12 protein-coding genes are annotated in these 15,355 nt (G+C 66.4%); 1 reads left to right on the forward strand and 11 read right to left on the reverse strand.

What is annotated here, in order from left to right:
- Positions 1 to 54 precede the first annotated feature (54 nt).
- A complete protein-coding gene (gene rpsP / locus CCONF_RS07485) occupies positions 55 to 567 on the reverse strand; it encodes a 30S ribosomal protein S16 (protein ID WP_290222295.1) in 513 nt (170 codons plus the stop codon).
- Positions 568 to 861: 294 nt separating this feature from the next.
- Here rpsP and CCONF_RS07490 point away from each other — a divergent pair, with 294 nt between their 5' ends.
- Entirely contained in the window at positions 862 to 3,033 is a 2,172-nt protein-coding gene (locus tag CCONF_RS07490; protein WP_290222298.1) for an acyltransferase family protein, read from the forward strand.
- On the opposite strand, the gene ffh is transcribed toward CCONF_RS07490, so the two are convergent.
- The 10 genes from ffh to ftsY form a co-directional block, all read right to left on the reverse strand.
- Entirely contained in the window at positions 3,034 to 4,656 is a 1,623-nt protein-coding gene (gene ffh / locus CCONF_RS07495) for a signal recognition particle protein (protein ID WP_290222300.1), read from the reverse strand.
- Positions 4,657 to 4,704: 48 nt separating this feature from the next.
- Positions 4,705 to 6,861 carry a [protein-PII] uridylyltransferase gene (locus CCONF_RS07500; protein WP_353959521.1) on the reverse strand — a complete coding sequence of 719 codons (2,157 nt, stop codon included), beginning with the start codon at positions 6,859 to 6,861 and terminating at the stop codon, positions 4,705 to 4,707.
- Positions 6,795 to 7,133, reverse strand: coding sequence for a P-II family nitrogen regulator (locus tag CCONF_RS07505; protein WP_290222301.1), 339 nt, complete (start codon positions 7,131 to 7,133; stop codon positions 6,795 to 6,797). The genes CCONF_RS07500 and CCONF_RS07505 overlap by 67 nt, the downstream gene beginning before the upstream one ends.
- 21 nt (positions 7,134 to 7,154) lie before the next feature.
- Positions 7,155 to 7,511, reverse strand: a complete 357-nt coding sequence (locus CCONF_RS07510) for a Na+/H+ antiporter subunit G (protein WP_290222303.1) — start codon at positions 7,509 to 7,511, stop codon at positions 7,155 to 7,157.
- Between the two features lie 4 nt (positions 7,512 to 7,515).
- Positions 7,516 to 7,806 carry a cation:proton antiporter gene (locus tag CCONF_RS07515; protein ID WP_070769133.1) on the reverse strand — a complete coding sequence of 97 codons (291 nt, stop codon included), beginning with the start codon at positions 7,804 to 7,806 and terminating at the stop codon, positions 7,516 to 7,518.
- On the reverse strand, positions 7,807 to 8,325 hold the full coding sequence (locus tag CCONF_RS07520; protein WP_290222305.1) for a monovalent cation/H+ antiporter subunit E: 519 nt from the start codon (positions 8,323 to 8,325) through the stop codon (positions 7,807 to 7,809). It lies immediately after the preceding gene.
- Positions 8,326 to 9,867, reverse strand: a complete 1,542-nt coding sequence (locus CCONF_RS07525) for a monovalent cation/H+ antiporter subunit D family protein (RefSeq protein WP_290222307.1) — start codon at positions 9,865 to 9,867, stop codon at positions 8,326 to 8,328.
- Between the two features lie 6 nt (positions 9,868 to 9,873).
- On the reverse strand, positions 9,874 to 10,359 hold the full coding sequence (locus CCONF_RS07530) for a sodium:proton antiporter (protein ID WP_290222309.1): 486 nt from the start codon (positions 10,357 to 10,359) through the stop codon (positions 9,874 to 9,876).
- Position 10,360: 1 nt separating this feature from the next.
- Positions 10,361 to 13,306 (reverse strand): DUF4040 family protein, encoded by a 2,946-nt coding sequence (locus CCONF_RS07535; RefSeq protein WP_290222312.1) that lies wholly within the window; start codon positions 13,304 to 13,306, stop codon positions 10,361 to 10,363.
- A gap of 193 nt (positions 13,307 to 13,499) precedes the next feature.
- Complete coding sequence (gene ftsY / locus CCONF_RS07540) at positions 13,500 to 15,344, reverse strand: signal recognition particle-docking protein FtsY (RefSeq protein ID WP_290222315.1); 1,845 nt, start codon at positions 15,342 to 15,344, stop codon at positions 13,500 to 13,502.
- Positions 15,345 to 15,355: the final 11 nt, after the last annotated feature.

Below are 15,355 nucleotides of genomic sequence, written 5' to 3' on the forward strand. Positions count from 1 at the left end.
CAAAGAAAAATCCCGCCGACCCTCACGGGGTGGCGGGATGAAAGCTACTGAGGATTACTCAGCGGACTCCTCGCCCTCAGCCTCGGACTCGGAGGCAGCCTCGGCGGCTTCGGCAGCCTCAGCGGCGGCCTTCTCTTCTGCTTCCTTCTCGGCAGCAGCCTTAGCCTCGGCCTCTTCCTTGGCCTTCTTCTTCTTTTCGGTGATGGCCTCGATGGTCGGGCCGTTGTTGGCCTCAGACAGAGCAGCGTTGAACAGGTCCAGCTTGGACGGCTTCTCCTCGGCGACCTTCAGGGTGCCCTCGGCGCCCGGCAGGCCCTTGTGCTTCTGCCAGTCACCGGTGACCTTCAGCAGAGCCAGAACCGGCTCGGTCGGCTGAGCGCCGACGGACAGCCAGTACTGAACGCGCTCGGAGTCGATGTCGATCAGAGACGGCTCCTGCTTCGGCTCGTAGATACCGATGTTCTCGATAACCTTGCCGTTACGACGGGTACGGGAATCCGCGATGACAACGCGGTAGTGAGCGGTGCGGATCTTGCCCAACCGCTGCAGCTTAATCTTGACAGCCATGTGTGGCTCCTTTACTTAAGTCACTGGGCAGTTCAGACACCCGCCGCTTGCCGGCGGGCCGGTTCAACCCTTGGGTTTTTAGCTGCGCGTGACTACCGGCCGACCGTAGACGGGAACGGGTTTACGCAGCAACCCCAGACACGTTACTGGATAACCCCCGAAAAACGAAATCCCAACGCGCCGTTGGGCAGGTCGTTGTGGACTCTAGGGTGGGACAGAGTAATCTACTAAGCGGCCATGTCCGCAGACTCGGGCCGAAGTCGCACGTCAAAGAATGAAACGCGAATAGAGTTTATGTCACAAGATTCCCCACGCAGTTTTCAGTACCGGTATGACCTCGACGGTCTCCGCGGTATTGCCATCGGTTTGGTGGTTATCTACCACGTATTCGTCGGCCGTGTCTCCGGCGGCGTGGACGTCTTCTTGCTGCTCTCCGGCTACTTCTTCCTCGGCTCCCAGCTTCGCTACGTGACGAAGCCGAACGCCACCTTCAACCCCTGGTGGCCCATCTGGCGCACCCTGCGGCGCCTGGTGCCGGCCCTGGCTCTGGTCATCGCGGTGACCTACCTGCTGGTGTATTTCTGGACGCCGCAGCTGATGCGCATCGAGCTGACCCAGCAGATCACCGCCACGATGCTCTACTACCAAAACTGGGAGCTAGCCTCCCAGAACGCTGACTACGCGGCGGCCGCGGCGGACACCTCTCCCCTGCAGCACATGTGGTCGATGTCGGTGCAGGGCCAGTTTTACCTGCTGGGCATCGCCTTCGCGCTGATCCTCGGCGCCGTGATGCGCTGGCGCGGCCAGTCCAGCAAGGTCAACGCCGTGGCGGGCCCGATCCTCATCGTGGTCACCATCGCTTCCTTCGCCTACGCCAGCCGCTTCGGCTTCTTCGGCACCCCGGAAAACTACTACTCCACCTTCTCCCGCGCCTGGGAGCTGACCCTGGGTGCGGTGCTGGCCATCTACGGCCACCGCATCCGCATCCCGCAGCGCCTGTCCGACGTCGTCACCGGCCTGGGTCTGCTACTGCTCATGTTCACTGGCGCGGCCATCGCGGATTCCACCGCCTACCCGGGCCCGCTGTCCCTGATTCCGCTGGGCGGTGCGGTGCTCATCATCATCGGTGGCGGCGGCCGCATCTCCCGCGCGATGGCGTCCAAGCCGGCCCGCTGGCTTGGCGATGTCGCCTATTGCCTCTACCTGTGGCATTGGCCGCTGCTCATCCTGTCCACCTCGGCGCTCGATATGGAGCGCCCGGCCTGGTGGTTGGGCGTCATCATCATCGCTCTGTCCCTCGTGCTTGCCGATGCCACCCACCGCTTCATCGAGGCCCCCTTGCGGCAGCATCGCAAGCGCCCCCTAGCCGACGACATGCCCGTCCACAAGGCCATGGCCACCATGCGGGAGAAGGTCGGCGCGCTGCGCGCCGCCGGCGGCGTGGCGGCGACCGCCTTGGTCGTCGCCCTGCTGTCCGTGCACCCGTGGTTCAAGTCGACCCTCGACAGCGAGGAAGCCGAATACTTGGACCCGGCCCTCTACCCCGGAGTAATGGCGCTGATGGGCCAGGACGTACCGGCCAACCAGCCGGTCAAGCCCGACCCAGTGCGCGTGGGCAGCATGGTCCCGCCGGTGGCCTACCAGCACTGCTTCATCCCGGACACCGCGCCCGGGGATTCCTTCTTCGAGATCGACAAGGACGGCAACCCGTGCATCTTCGGCGATCCGGATTCCGACGTCGAGGTCTACCTGGTGGGCGGCTCCCACGCGGAGCAATACGCCTCCGCCATCGACTCGCTGGGCAAGGAAATGAGCTTCAAGGTCGTGCCGCTGTTACGCCAGGACTGCCCCGTCGAGCTGGGGGACGAGCTCACCGTCACCCCGGAGTGCGCCCAGTGGTCCGAGCTGGCCACCGAGCGCATCCTCGATGCCGACCCCGACCTGGTCATCTCGAATACCACCCGCCCTATGGGCGAACACGGCACCGGCCCCGACGTCGTGCCGGCCGGCTACGAGCGCTTCTGGGAGGTCCTGGCCGACAACGAGATCCCTTTCCTAGGCCTACGCGAGAACCCCTGGGGCTTCGATAAAAACTTCAACCCCATCGAGTTCGATGAATGCTATGTGGCCAATGAGGACGCCATCGGCTGCGGCACGACCCGTGAACAGAACTACCAGCCGGTCGACCCGTCGGCGGCCATCCTGGCCCAGTGGCCGAACATGATCGCCGTGGATACCTCCGACTGGTACTGCGACGCGGACAAGTGCCCGGTCGTCATCGGCAACGTCATGGTCTACCGCGACATGCACCACATCTCGAATGCCTACGCGATGTCCATGAAGCCGCTGCTGGAAGACCTCATCGCGCCCTTCCTGGCCGGCCAGCCCCAGCAGCAAGAAGTTCCGGCCCCGCCCGTCCCGGAGGACGAGGCAGAGCCGGAGCCTGCGGAGGAACTCTACTACTAGTTACTTCTTCTTGCCTTGGCCGAAGTCAAGGTTGTTGAGGTCGATGTTTTCCATGCCCTTGGGCATGCCCGGCATCCCACCCGGCATTCCTGGCATGCCGCCGCCCATCTGGTTCTGCATCTTCTGCAGCTCCTCCATGGAGGGCATACCGCCCGGCATTCCCGGCATCCGACCGGGCGCCCCGGAGCGCTGGCGGCCGCCGCCCTTGCCCTTCTTGCGCTTGCCGTTTTTGCCCTTGCGGCCCTTGGGCTTTTTCTTCGTCGCCGAGCGGGAGCCGCCGCCCATGCCGAACTGGCCGGCCATCTTGGTCATCATCTTCTTTGCCTGCTCGAAGCGTTCAATGAGCTGGTTGATGTCAGAGACCTTCACGCCGGAGCCGTTGGCAATGCGCTTGCGGCGCGAGGCGTTCAAAATCTTCGGGTTTTCGCGCTCAGCCGGGGTCATGCCGCGGATGATGGCCTGGATGCGGTCGAGCTGCTTCTCGTCGACCATATCGGCCATCTCGTTCATCTGCTTGCCGCCCGGCATCATCTTCAACAGGTTGCCGATGGGGCCCATCTTGCGGATCATCAGCAGCTGATCCAGGAAGTCGTTCAGGGTCAGCTCGCCGCTGCCCATCTTGGCCGCGGCCTCCTCGGCCTTCTGCTGGTCGAGGGTGGACTCGGCCTGCTCGATGAGCGAGAGCATATCGCCCATGCCCAGGATGCGGCTGGCCATGCGCTCCGGGTGGAAGACGTCGAAGTCGGCGAGCTTCTCGCCCGTGGAGGCGTACAGGATGGGCTTGCCGGTGACCTCGCGGATGGACAGGGCGGCACCACCGCGGGCGTCGCCGTCCAGCTTGGTCAGCACGACGCCGGTGAAGTCGACGCCGTCGCGGAAGGCCTCGGCGGTCTGGACGGCATCCTGGCCGATCATCGAGTCGATGACGAAGAGGACCTCGTCCGGGTTGACGGCATCGCGGATGTTGCGCGCCTGGGTCATCAGGGTCTCGTCGATGCCCAGTCGGCCGGCGGTATCGATAATCACCACGTCGTGCTGCGCGCGCTGCGCCTCAGCGATGCCGTCGCGCGCCACCTGCACCGGGTCCCCGTGGGAGGTGCCCATCTCGTGGTCGTGGGAGTCCAGGGATGTGCCCGGATCCGGGGCGAAGGTCTTCACGCCGGCGCGCTCGCCGACGATCTGCAGCTGCTGGACCGCGCCCGGGCGCTGGAGGTCGCAGGCCACCAGCATGGGAGTGTGACCGTCCTTTTCCAGGTGCTTGGCCAGCTTGCCGGCCAGGGTGGTCTTACCGGCACCCTGCAGACCGGCGAGCATGATGACCGTCGGCGGGTTCTTCGCCAGGTTCAACCGGCGAGTCTCGCCGCCCAGGATCTCAACCAGCTCTTCGTTGACGATCTTGATGACCTGCTGGGCCGGGTTGAGTGCCTCGGAGACTTCCGCTCCGGCCGCGCGCGCCTTGATTCGCTTGATGAACCCGCGGACTACTGTCAGGGAGACGTCCGCCTCCAGCAGCGCGAGGCGAATTTCGCGCGCGGTGGCGTTGATGTCTGCCTCGGTCAGCTTGCCTTTGCCACGCAGCCCTTTAAGGGCTGATTGCAAGCGATCGGACAATGACTCAAACACGTTTCTTGGCTCTCCATTATCTAGGGGTTATCTATTAACTCCCCCAGCTTAGTCGCTAGACAGGGCCGCGGTCACATTCGCAACCACCGCGGCGCGGCTCAGACCCGTAGAGGGGTTACCGCGCAGGCAGATGGTCACGATCATCGTCGCGCCCAGCGCCGCGTGCTCCACCCACTCGATCTCCGGCAGCTGGGCGATCAGCGTGCCCAGCGCCGCCCGCCGCTCGACGGTGCGCACCTCCAGCAGCCCTTCGGCGTTGAACATCGCCGTCGTGTGCCCGCCGGCGACCTGGGGCAGGCGCGAGTGCACGCCCGACTTGTAGGCCTGCAGGAAGCGGTCGACATCGCTGGCGTCCTCCCAGGACTCCTGCACCGTGCGCGCGGAAAACTCCGCCGCCAACGCCCCGCCCGTGTACTCCATGCGCGAGCTCACCACGGTCCAGCCGAGCGCCGCCAGCAGGGCCAGAACCTCGACTATGCTTGCCTGGTCCGCGTGCAACGAGACCGTCAGCAGCTGGTTGTCGCTATCGCGGGTCACCTTCAGCTCGCTGGGCGCCGGTACGCGCGGGCGCACGTGGGGCTGCGGCACCAGGGCCTGCAGAGCGCGGCGGCACAGCTGCCCCGCGGCGGCCTCCAACCGGTTATTCCAGACCCCGGGGCCGGTGGACTCGGCATCGGCGCGCGTGAGCACGGACAGCAGGGAGACGGTGAGCTGGTCGTAGTGGCAGGCGGTCAGGAGGCTATCGCGGGCCGCATCCGAAGCCGGGTCCATCGTGCGGGCCAGCCGCGACAAGGTGGTGTGCTCCGCGACCAGGGTCTGCGCCCGCGACCTATCGGCCAGGTTGAGCCGCAAGCGCGCGGCCATCCGCGTCACCATTTCCGCCCCGACCAGCGCGTGCGGGCGGTCGTAGCCCTTGCCGATGTCGTGGAACAGCGCCGCGAGCAGCAGGATGTCCGGGCGGGCCACGCTGGTGCGTTGTTCGGCGCAGCGCGCCACCGTCGCCAGGCTGTGGTAGTCGATGCTGTGCGTGTGCACCCGCTCGCGCGGCATCAGCCCCCGGATATGCGCCCACTCGGGCACGATCTTCTCCCAGAGCCCGTGGGCATCCATCTCCCGGATGACCCGCGGAGTATTCGCCGGCGAGGACAGCAGGGCGAAAAAGTCGTCGGTGGTGGCGGCGGTGAAGCGCTCCGGCAGGGCAGGCAGCTCGCGCAGCGTGTGCCACACGCCGGCGGCGACCGGGCGCCCCGTGCGGGCCGCGGCCGCCCCGACGCGCAAAACTAGGGCGGGGTCCTCCAGGTTGGGGTGGCGCGGCAGCGTGATATAGCCGCCGTTGTCGATAACATCCAGGTCCAGCGGCCGCCGCGGCGAGAGCGCTCCCCGCTTGCCCACCAACCCCCGGGCCGTAGCGAGGCCGCGTTCCACCGCGCGGTCAACGCGCGTGGCGGTATCCACCAAGGCCGCGGACAGTTCGTAGCGGTCCGCATACCCCAGCTCCGCGGCTACCGATGCCGCGAACTCCGGATCCAGCACATCGCGGCGCCGGCGCGCGTGCTCGTGCAGCAGGGTGCGCACGTCGAGCAGCAGGCGGGTCTCGGCGCTAAGGTCGGGCGCGTCGCACAGGTTGCCCAGCGCGAGCGCGCGCAAGAGCTGGATATCGCGCAGGCCCCCGCGGCCGTTTTTCACGTCCGGCTTCGTCATCGTCGCCACGGAGCCGGAGCGGTGCCAGCGGCGGATGGCCAGATCCAAGAAGGCGTCGAAGTTGCGCTGGAGCTGGCGCCGCCAGGAGGAATAGAGGCGGGCGCGGGCGGCATCGACAAGCATTTTGGGGCCGGAAACATGGGTAAGTTCCAGCTGGGACAGGCCGGCGGCGGTATCCCGGGCGGCGATTTCGCCGCACTCGCGCGGGGTGCGCACCGCGAAATCCAGGTGGTAGCCGGCGTCCCAGACAGGGTTCCAGAGGTCGGTGGTATACGGGATGGGGGCATCGTCCGGGCACAGCAGCATCAGGTCCAGGTCCGAGCGCCGGGTCATCTCCCGGCGGGCGAAAGAGCCCGTGGCCGCCAGCGCGCAGCCCGGCGGGACGGGCAGGCTGCGCAGGAGCTCGACCGCGCGCTGATAGGCGTTGTCCCGCAGTTCTAGAGGGCGGATTCTCCCCGCTCCCCCGTGCGCACGCGGACGACTTCTTCGACCGGGCTGACCCAGATTTTGCCGTCGCCGATCTTGCCGGTGTAGGCGGCGTCGACGACGGCGTCGATGGCTTCGGCGGCGGCATCCTCAGCCACGACCATCTCGAGCTTGACCTTCGGCACGAAGTCCGTGGCGTATTCCGCGCCGCGGTAGACCTCGCTGTGGCCGCGCTGGCGGCCGAAACCCTGCACCTCGGTCACGGTGAGGCCATGAACCTCCAGCTGGCTCAGGGCCTCGCGGATTTCCGGCAGGGTAAACGGCTTCACGATGGCAGTCACGAGTTTCATGGATAAAAACCTTCCTGTGCTCTACTGCTGCTTCTGATGCTTCTGCTGCTGTTGGATGCGGAGGGAGTGCTTGACGTCGGTGACGGTCACGCCGTAAATCGAGCGACCCATGTAGTAGGAGCCGATGGCGCCGATGATCCACACGCCGAAGCACGCGGCGAGCGCCTTGACAAGCGACATGACGTCGAAGCCCTCCGTGGAAAAGTCCACCACCAGTTTAGCCACGAGTAGCAGCGGAACGGCCAGACAGATGGTCGGGCCCAGCAGGTTCACCCGTGTGAGCGCGTCCGGGGCGCGCCAGACCGCGACGGTGGTGGCCAGAACCAGCACCGTGGCGACGATGATGAGCACGGAGGCCACAATTTCGTAGATAGCCATGGGTTTAGCGCCTTCCCTTCGAGATGATGCGGGCCATCGATAGCGTCGGCAGCACGCCGCCGGCGATGGAGGCCAGCAGCGCGATGTCGTAGGCGATGGACGAGTAGACGATGGTCGAGCGGGCTAGGAAGATAGCGAGCATGCCGTAGAAGATGAGGTCGGCGACCACCGCGCGGGTGAGCTCGTCGCGCGTGCGCAGGGTCAGCACCAGCGCGGCGAAAACGCACAGGCCCATGATGAACACGCAGGCGGCAACCAACCAGTCGAAAGCGGTAAAAGCGGATACGTCAAACATTTAAACGTCCTTGCCTTTCTGCTGGCGGCGCCAGCTGCGGGTGGCCAGGGACTCGTCCTCGGAGATGGGCTGGTCCTCCGTCTCCGCCAGCTCCGGCGCGCGCAGGTAGCGGCCCACGGACTCGAGCGGGTACTCGTAGAACGCCGGGTCGGCCTCGGTGGCGCTCCCCTGCCCGGGCACGCCGTAGTCGAGTTCCTTGACGTGCGGGGCCAGACGCTCTTCCATCTCGGCGATACCGGCCAGGACCTCCGCGGGGTCATCGCCAAGGACGGCCTGGACCATGACGATGCGCGGCAGGCCCTCCCGCGGGGGTTCGCGCAGGCCGAGCGACAGGGTGCCCGGCGTGGCGGTGATCGAGGAGGTCAGCCAGAACACCTCCCAGCCGCTGGTTACGCGCAGCGGGTAGCGGACGATGACCGGGTGGTAGCCCGTGTCGGCCTTGAATGAGCAGGCCGCGAGCTGGAAACCGGAAACGAAGATCTCCTTAATGAACCAGAGGATATACGTTACGACGTGCATTTATGCTCCTCCCTCCAGGACGGACGGGTTAGGCAGCGCGACGGCATCATCGCCCAGCACCGCGTGGATGTAGCTGCCGGTATCCAGCAGGTCGCCCGCGGCCGCCATGGTGAAGTCGATGACGGGGCCGGCCAGGATGAACATCGTCAGCGAGCCCAGGATGAGCGCGGCCGACGGAGCCATGAGCTTCTTGCGGATGACCAGCTCATCAGGGACCTCGTCTTGGGAGAGCTGGCGGCCCCAGAAGACCTTGCGCCACACTCGCAGCATGGCCAGGAAGGCCGCGAAGGACGCCACCACGATGGCCGTGATCGCGGCCCAGGCCCAACCGTTGCCATTGCGGGCGATTTCCACGACCAGCATGACCTTGCCCCACATGCCCGAAAACGGCGGGAAGCCGACCACGGAGAAGGCGCCGGCGGCAAAGATCCAGGCGATGATGGGGTCTCTGCGGGCCAGGCCGGAAAGCTTGTTGACCCGGCCGGTGCCGTAGGTCTCCTCGATGGCGCCGGAGGCCAGGATGAGCGAGCCGACCGTAATCATGTGGTGGATGGTGTACAGGATGCCGGCGGCCAGCGCGCGCTGCCCATCGGCCGCGGTAAACGCCAGCATGATGAGGATAAACGGCATGCCATTGAGCATCTGGTAGCCAAGCACGCGGCGGATGGTGGCCTCGGCTAGGCCGCCGAAAGAGCCGACGGCCATCGACAGGATCATCACCACGACGATAAGCGCGCCCCAGCGCTCGTCCAGGTCAAAGAGGTGGACGTAGAGGCGGTAGAGCATGTAGACCGCCACCTTGGTGTGGAGGCTGGAGAACAAGCCCATCACCGCGGCGGAGGTGCCCGGGTAGGTGCGCGGCAGCCAGGTGTGGACCGGGAAGATACCGGCCTTGGCCGAAATCGCGATGATGATCAGCCCGGCGGCCACCGTGGCGGGACCGTTGCCGGCCGCCACGCCGTTGAGGGCGGCGATGTTCACGGAACCGGTCACGGAGTACATGTAGCCCACACCCACCACCAACAGCGTGGAGGCGAACAGGTTCACCAGCACGAAGGCGCGACCCGAGGCCAGGCGGGCCCAGGTGCCGGACATGGTGATGAGCCCGTAGGAGGGCAGCAACATGACCTCGATGAACACGAAGAAGTTGAACAGGTCGGCGGTGATCAGCGCGCCGGCCACGCCCGTGAGCAGGATGAGCGTCAGCGACGGGTAGTAGCGCGACTTGGTCTCCCCGCCGGCGATGGCGAACCAGTTCGCGCCGAAGGAGACGATCATTGCGGTGGTCAGCATGATCGCGGAGAAGGAATCCCCCACGAACGGGATGGCCACGTTGCCCGGGTACATGCCCACGTTGTGGGCCACCGGGCCGTTGTTAACGGTGTAGGCCAGCAGCCCCAGGCCGGCGAAGATACCGACGGCGGGCACCACCAGCATGATGGCGTCGCGGACCGGGCGCCAGGGCGCCAGCAGCGCGAAGGCCGCCGCGATGAGCGGTACTGCCGGAAACAGCGGCAGCATTTGGCTTACTAGGTCGTACATAGGTGCCTAGCCCTCCTTCGCGGTGCGGTCGGCGGCAGCTTGCTGGGTCTCGTAGACGTCCTCGTAGGCGTCGCGCGCGTGTTGGATGCGGCGCACCGCCTCGTCGGAGCGCTGCCGGATGTCCTGGTTGTGCACGTCGCGCCCCAGGGTCGAGAACGGGTGGTCGACGGTGTTGTCGTCGACGGGGTCGGCGGCATCGGTGTCGTCGTTGGGGCCCATGGCGGCCAGGGTGAGCAGGATGGTCGCGGTCGCCATGGAGATGACCACGGCGGTCAGGACGAAGGCCTGCGGCAGCGGGTCGGCCATCTGCTCCGGCGGGGTCTGAGACGGGAAGGTCTCCCCGCGGAAGGAGTAGACACCGGTGGCCAGCAGCGTCAGGTTAGCGCCGTGGCCGAAGCACATCATACCGAGCACGATCCGCACAAGGCCGCGCTGCTGGATGAGGTAGACGGCCCCACCGATCAAGATGGCGATGGTCAAAGCCAGAATCATTTTACTTCTCCCCCTTCTTGCGGGCGCCGCGCCGCGAGCGGGTAAGCACCGACTTCGGCGATTGCGCCGGGTTGATTGGGTCGGGGTACGGGTCGTCGATGTCGTCCATCGTGGCCTGCGGGGTGTTGGTGAGCACCGAGCCGTCGTCGTGGACCCACGGCAGGTACTCGCGCTCGGTACCCGGTCGCAGGTAGCCGCCCAGGGCGTTGATGGCCATCGTCAGCATGCCCAGCACGGCCAGGTAGATGCCCAGGTCGAAGATCAGCGAGGTGGTCCAGTGCTGGCCCAGGGCCTCGCCGTGGATGGCCACCAGGAAGCCGCTCGGATCGGCCAGGTAGCCGATGAAGCCGGCCAGCAGCGCGATGATGATGCCAATACCGGTCAGGCGGATGGGCGCCATCTGGCCGAAGACGATCTCGTCGCGGCCGCGCGAGAGGTAGGTCAGGCCGATGGCGGCACCCATGATGAGGGCGGCCGGGAAGCCGCCGCCGGAGACGTTGTGGCCGCGGAAGAAGACGATGACGGACATGATGACGAGGATCGGCACCACGATCTGCAGGGCCTTGCGCATCGGCACGGAGTTCAGCTGCGACTGCCCGAACGGAGCCGGGCGGGTACCCGGCGAGAACGGGAAGCGCGGCAGCGTGGAGGTCAACGCGGCGATAACCACGGCGGCCATGCCCAGCACGGACAGCTCGCCCAGCGTATCCAGGGCACGGAACTCGACGATGATGGTGGCCACGACGTTGTCGCCGCCGGTGATGTCCGGCGCGTTGTTCAGGTACCACTCAGCCAGGTCGGAGCGCTCGCGGCGGCCTATGAGCGTCCACACGCCGAGGAAGGCGGTGATACCGGCCAGCACGGCTACGATCACGGAGCTGTAGCGGCGGCGCGGGTTGCGCACGGGCTCGAACTTCTCCGGCAGGTAGCGCAGCACCATCATCATCACGATGACGGACAGGGCCTCCACCGTGAACTGGGTCAGGGCGACGTCCGGGGCACCCAGCAGGAACATCTGCAGGGTGACACCGACGCCGACCGCGCCGACCATGACCGCGCCGGTCAGGCGGTTCTGGGTGCGCACCAGGCCGAACATCGATAGCACGATGATGCCCAGCGGCAGCAGGTCCCACGGGTTGTCCAGGCCGTCGACGCGCGGCGCCAAGGCTTCGCCGTCGATGCCCTCGCTGCCGAACAGCGTCGCCGCCGCCAGCAGGACTACCAGCAATACGATGGGCAGCAGGTGGCGCGACGGGTTGTGGGTGGCGGCCAGGGAAGCAAAGACGCGGCCGATGCCCTCGCTGAGCTTGTGCACTCCGTGCAGGAGCTGGTTGCCGTTGGTCGGCAGCAGTTCCCGCGACTCCAGGGCAGACCACAGCGGGCGGCGCACGGCTAGGCCGGCGATGCCGAGCACCAGCACCACCACGGAAATGACCAGCGGCACGTTGATGCCGTGCCACAGCGCCAGGTGGCTGTGGTGTTCCATGCCGACGGCGGCGGCGATGTTGTCCAAGGGGGCATCGAAAAGCCCGAGGACGAAGACCAGCGGCACGGACATGGTTCCGGGCAGGGCGGCCGGCAGCCAGAGGGAAACTGGGGCTTCGTGGACGCCGGACATGTCCTTGTCGCCGTCGATGAAGGCACCGAAGACGAGCTTCGCCGAGTAGGTAAACGTCAGCAGCGCGCCGATGCCGGCGGCGATCAGCAGGACCACTACCCCGGCGCCCCCGATGGGCGCGTCCTGGAACGCGGTCAGCATGCCCTCCTTGGACACGAAGCCCAGAAGCGGCGGGACCGCGGCCATGGAGGCCGCGCCGATGACCACGGAGACGAAGGTGAACGGCATCTTGTTCCACAGCTTGTCCAGGTCCTTGATGTTGCGGGACCCGGCCTCGTGGTCGATGACGCCGATGAGCATGAACAGCGAGGACTTAAACAACGCGTGCGCCAGGGTGTGGACGACGGCGGCGGCGATGGCAAACGGGGTGCCCACGCCGATGGTCGCCACGATCCAGCCCAGGTGCGAAACTGTCGAATAAGCGGTCAGCTTCTTAAGGTCGGTCTTCTGGACGGCAAAGAGCGCGGACATGACGGCCGTGCCCATGCCGACGACGATCAGCAGCCAGTTCCAGACCGCGACGTCGTGGAAGACCGTCGAGAAACGGATAAGCAGGTAGATGCCCGCCTTGACCACGGCGGCGGCGTGCAGGAACGCGGAGACCGGCGTGGCGGCCGCCATAGCCTCGGGCAGCCAGAAGTGGAACGGGAACTGCGCGGCCTTGGTGAAGGCGGACACGGCGATGAGCACCGCGACCCCGACAGTCAGCGCCTGGTCCTCGGTCCAGACCGAGGAGGTCAGGATGGCGTGCAGGTTGGTCGATCCCACGGCGGTGGCGGCGATGGCCACGGCCGTCAGCAGCGTCAGGCCGCCGATAAAGGTCAGCACGAGGGTGCGCTGTGAGCCCGGTTCACCGGTGGCGCCGGAGCGCGCGATCAGCATGAACGAGGCCAGCGAGACCAGCTCCCAGGCCATGAACAGGACGATCACGTCGTCGGCCAGCACGAGCAGGAGCACCGACATAGTAAAGGCAGTCATCAGCGTGTAGAAGCTGACGTTGCCTTGGTGCTTGGGAAGGTACGCGGCGGAATAGACGAGGACGACAGCCCCGATTACAAGCGCCAGCAGCGCGAAGAACGCGCCGAGCGCATCCGCGCGCAACGAGACCCCAGCGTCCACCCCGGGCGCGAGGAAGTCCGCGACCCAGGTCAGCTGGTACTCGATGCCATTCCCACTGGAAATCGCGGGAATTTCTCGGAGGATCAGTCCCGCCGCCACGACGAAGATGGCCGCCAGCGGCCATCCTGCTTTTCGATCAAGTACCTTGACCGCGACGGGCGAGCACACCACTGCCAGCGCCGCGAGAAGGACAACATATAAAAGCGTCACAGGTTTAAAGCCTTAACACGATGGACGGTAATGGACAGGTATGGAGTTTGCTGAAAATAGCATCAATACAGCCTCCCCAGATTAGCACTGTGGTTAATCCAGATCACGTCACTGCCCGTGCTCATTGCCGATCACTAAGGCCCCTAGCTGTCCGTTGCAGCCGGGGCCTAAGGTGAATAGAAAGGCAGGTCGTTTAGCTGCCCAACAGGGCGTCGACGAAGCTTTCGACCTCGAAGGGCGCGAGGTCGTCCGCGCCCTCGCCCAGTCCGACGAGCTTGACCGGCACGCCGAGTTCTTCCTGCACCTGGAAGACGATGCCGCCCTTGGCGGTGCCGTCCAGCTTGGTCAGCACCACGCCGGTGATGTCCACGACCTCGCGGAAGATGCGCGCCTGGACCAGGCCGTTCTGGCCGACGGTGGCGTCGATGACCAGCAGAACCTCGTCGACCTGCGACTTCTTTTCCACCACGCGCTTGACCTTGCCCAGCTGGTCCATCAGGTCGGTGGAGGTGTGCAGGCGGCCGGCGGTGTCGACCAGGACAACGTCGACTTGGTTTTCGACGCCGGCGGCGACGGCATCGAAAGCCACCGATGCCGGGTCCGCGCCTTCCTTGCCGCGCACGGTCTCCGCACCCACGCGCTTGCCCCAGGTCTCGAGCTGGTCCGCGGCCGCGGCGCGGAAGGTATCCGCCGCGCCCAGCAGGACCTTCTTGCCCAGGGAGACCAGCACGCGGGCCAGCTTGCCGGTGGTCGTGGTCTTGCCGGTGCCGTTGACGCCGACGACCATGACGACGGCCGGCTTGCCGTCGTGCGGCATGGCCTTAATGGAGCGGTCCATCTCCACGTGGCCGGCCTCGATGAGCGCCTCGCGCAGCATGGCGCGGGCCTCGTCCTCGCTGCTGACACCGCGCTCGGCGATCTTCTCGCGCAGCGATTCCGTGACCTTCAGCGTCGACTTCGTGCCCAGATCCGCCATGATGAGGGTGTCTTCGATTTCCTCCCAGGCGTCATCATCCAGGTCGCCGGCGGACAGAATGCCCATCAGCCCCTGGCCGATGGCGTTCTGGGAGCGCGACAGGCGCCCGCGCATCCGGCCCAGGCGGCCGACGGCCGGGGCGATCTCCTCGCGTGGTTCCGCCGCTGCGGGCTCAGTCTCCGTTTCCGGCTGCGGCTGCTCAACTTCTTCTGCGGCCGGTGCCGGCTCCGGCACCGGGGTCTCCTCGAGGGCGCGCTCCGCGGAGCTGGTCTGCGCGTCGGCGGCACCTGCGGCTTCCTCGGCCTCCGCGGTGGAGGTCTCATCCTGGGCGGGCTGGTCCGCGGCCTCCGGCTGGGCCGACTCAGCCTGCTCAGCGGGTTCGACCGGCTCGGCCTGGACCGCATCCGCGGTCGGCGTGGCCGGGGCGATCTTCTCCCCTGCCTCGGTCGGCTCGGCCTTCGGAGCCTTCTCGGTCTTTTCAGCCTTCCCGGCCTTCTCAGCCTTCAGAGCTTGCGGCGCCTTGTCAGCCGGCGCGGCGGCCTCGGCGCGGTCGGCCTCGGAGGTGAGCGGGGCATCGGCGAGCTCGTCGGATTTGGCGCGGGCTACGGCCGCGGCGGCGATGTCCTCGATGCTCTCGGTCCGCTCGGTGTCTTCGTTGGCAGCCTTCTCGCTGCCAGACTGGGCGGGCTCGGCCTTAGTGGACTCGGACTGCGCGGAGTCGGCCGGGGTGGCCGGCGCCGACTGCTCGGCCTTGGCCGGCTCGTCGTGGGCACTGGCGAAGACCCCGGGCATGCCGGCGGCGTTTGCGTTGCCGGCGGCGTTCGGATTGCCGGCCGGCTGCTTTTCGGGCTCGCTGCCGGCGGCGAAGTTAAAGCCGGACTTGGCCTGGTAGTTTCCGGATTTTTCCTGCTGGGTCAGTTCCTTCGGCTCGGCGTCTTCCTGGTTGAAGGACACCTTCTTGCTCTCGCCGCGGCGCTTGCCTACTAAGACCACCGCCACTAGGGCGACGACGATAAGGACGACGACAGCAATGCCAATCCATAGCGCTAAGTTAGATTCCATGCCTTCCATAG

It is taken from the genome of Corynebacterium confusum (genome assembly GCF_030408715.1).
In the GTDB taxonomy this organism is placed as follows: Bacteria; Actinomycetota; Actinomycetes; order Mycobacteriales; family Mycobacteriaceae; genus Corynebacterium; species Corynebacterium confusum.

What these genes read in the sequence shown, in the direction of transcription:
- CCONF_RS07505 (WP_290222301.1), bottom strand. Translation starts at nt 7,133, where the DNA reads ATGAAACTCGTGACTGCCATCGTGAAGCCGTTTACCCTGCCGGAAATC.
- ftsY (WP_290222315.1), bottom strand. Translation starts at nt 15,344, where the DNA reads ATGGAATCTAACTTAGCGCTATGGATTGGCATTGCTGTCGTCGTCCTT.
- CCONF_RS07490 (WP_290222298.1), top strand. Translation starts at nt 862, where the DNA reads ATGTCACAAGATTCCCCACGCAGTTTTCAGTACCGGTATGACCTCGAC.
- CCONF_RS07510 (WP_290222303.1), bottom strand. Translation starts at nt 7,511, where the DNA reads ATGGCTATCTACGAAATTGTGGCCTCCGTGCTCATCATCGTCGCCACG.
- CCONF_RS07515 (WP_070769133.1), bottom strand. Translation starts at nt 7,806, where the DNA reads ATGTTTGACGTATCCGCTTTTACCGCTTTCGACTGGTTGGTTGCCGCC.
- CCONF_RS07525 (WP_290222307.1), bottom strand. Translation starts at nt 9,867, where the DNA reads ATGTACGACCTAGTAAGCCAAATGCTGCCGCTGTTTCCGGCAGTACCG.
- CCONF_RS07520 (WP_290222305.1), bottom strand. Translation starts at nt 8,325, where the DNA reads ATGCACGTCGTAACGTATATCCTCTGGTTCATTAAGGAGATCTTCGTT.
- rpsP (WP_290222295.1), bottom strand. Translation starts at nt 567, where the DNA reads ATGGCTGTCAAGATTAAGCTGCAGCGGTTGGGCAAGATCCGCACCGCT.
- CCONF_RS07530 (WP_290222309.1), bottom strand. Translation starts at nt 10,359, where the DNA reads ATGATTCTGGCTTTGACCATCGCCATCTTGATCGGTGGGGCCGTCTAC.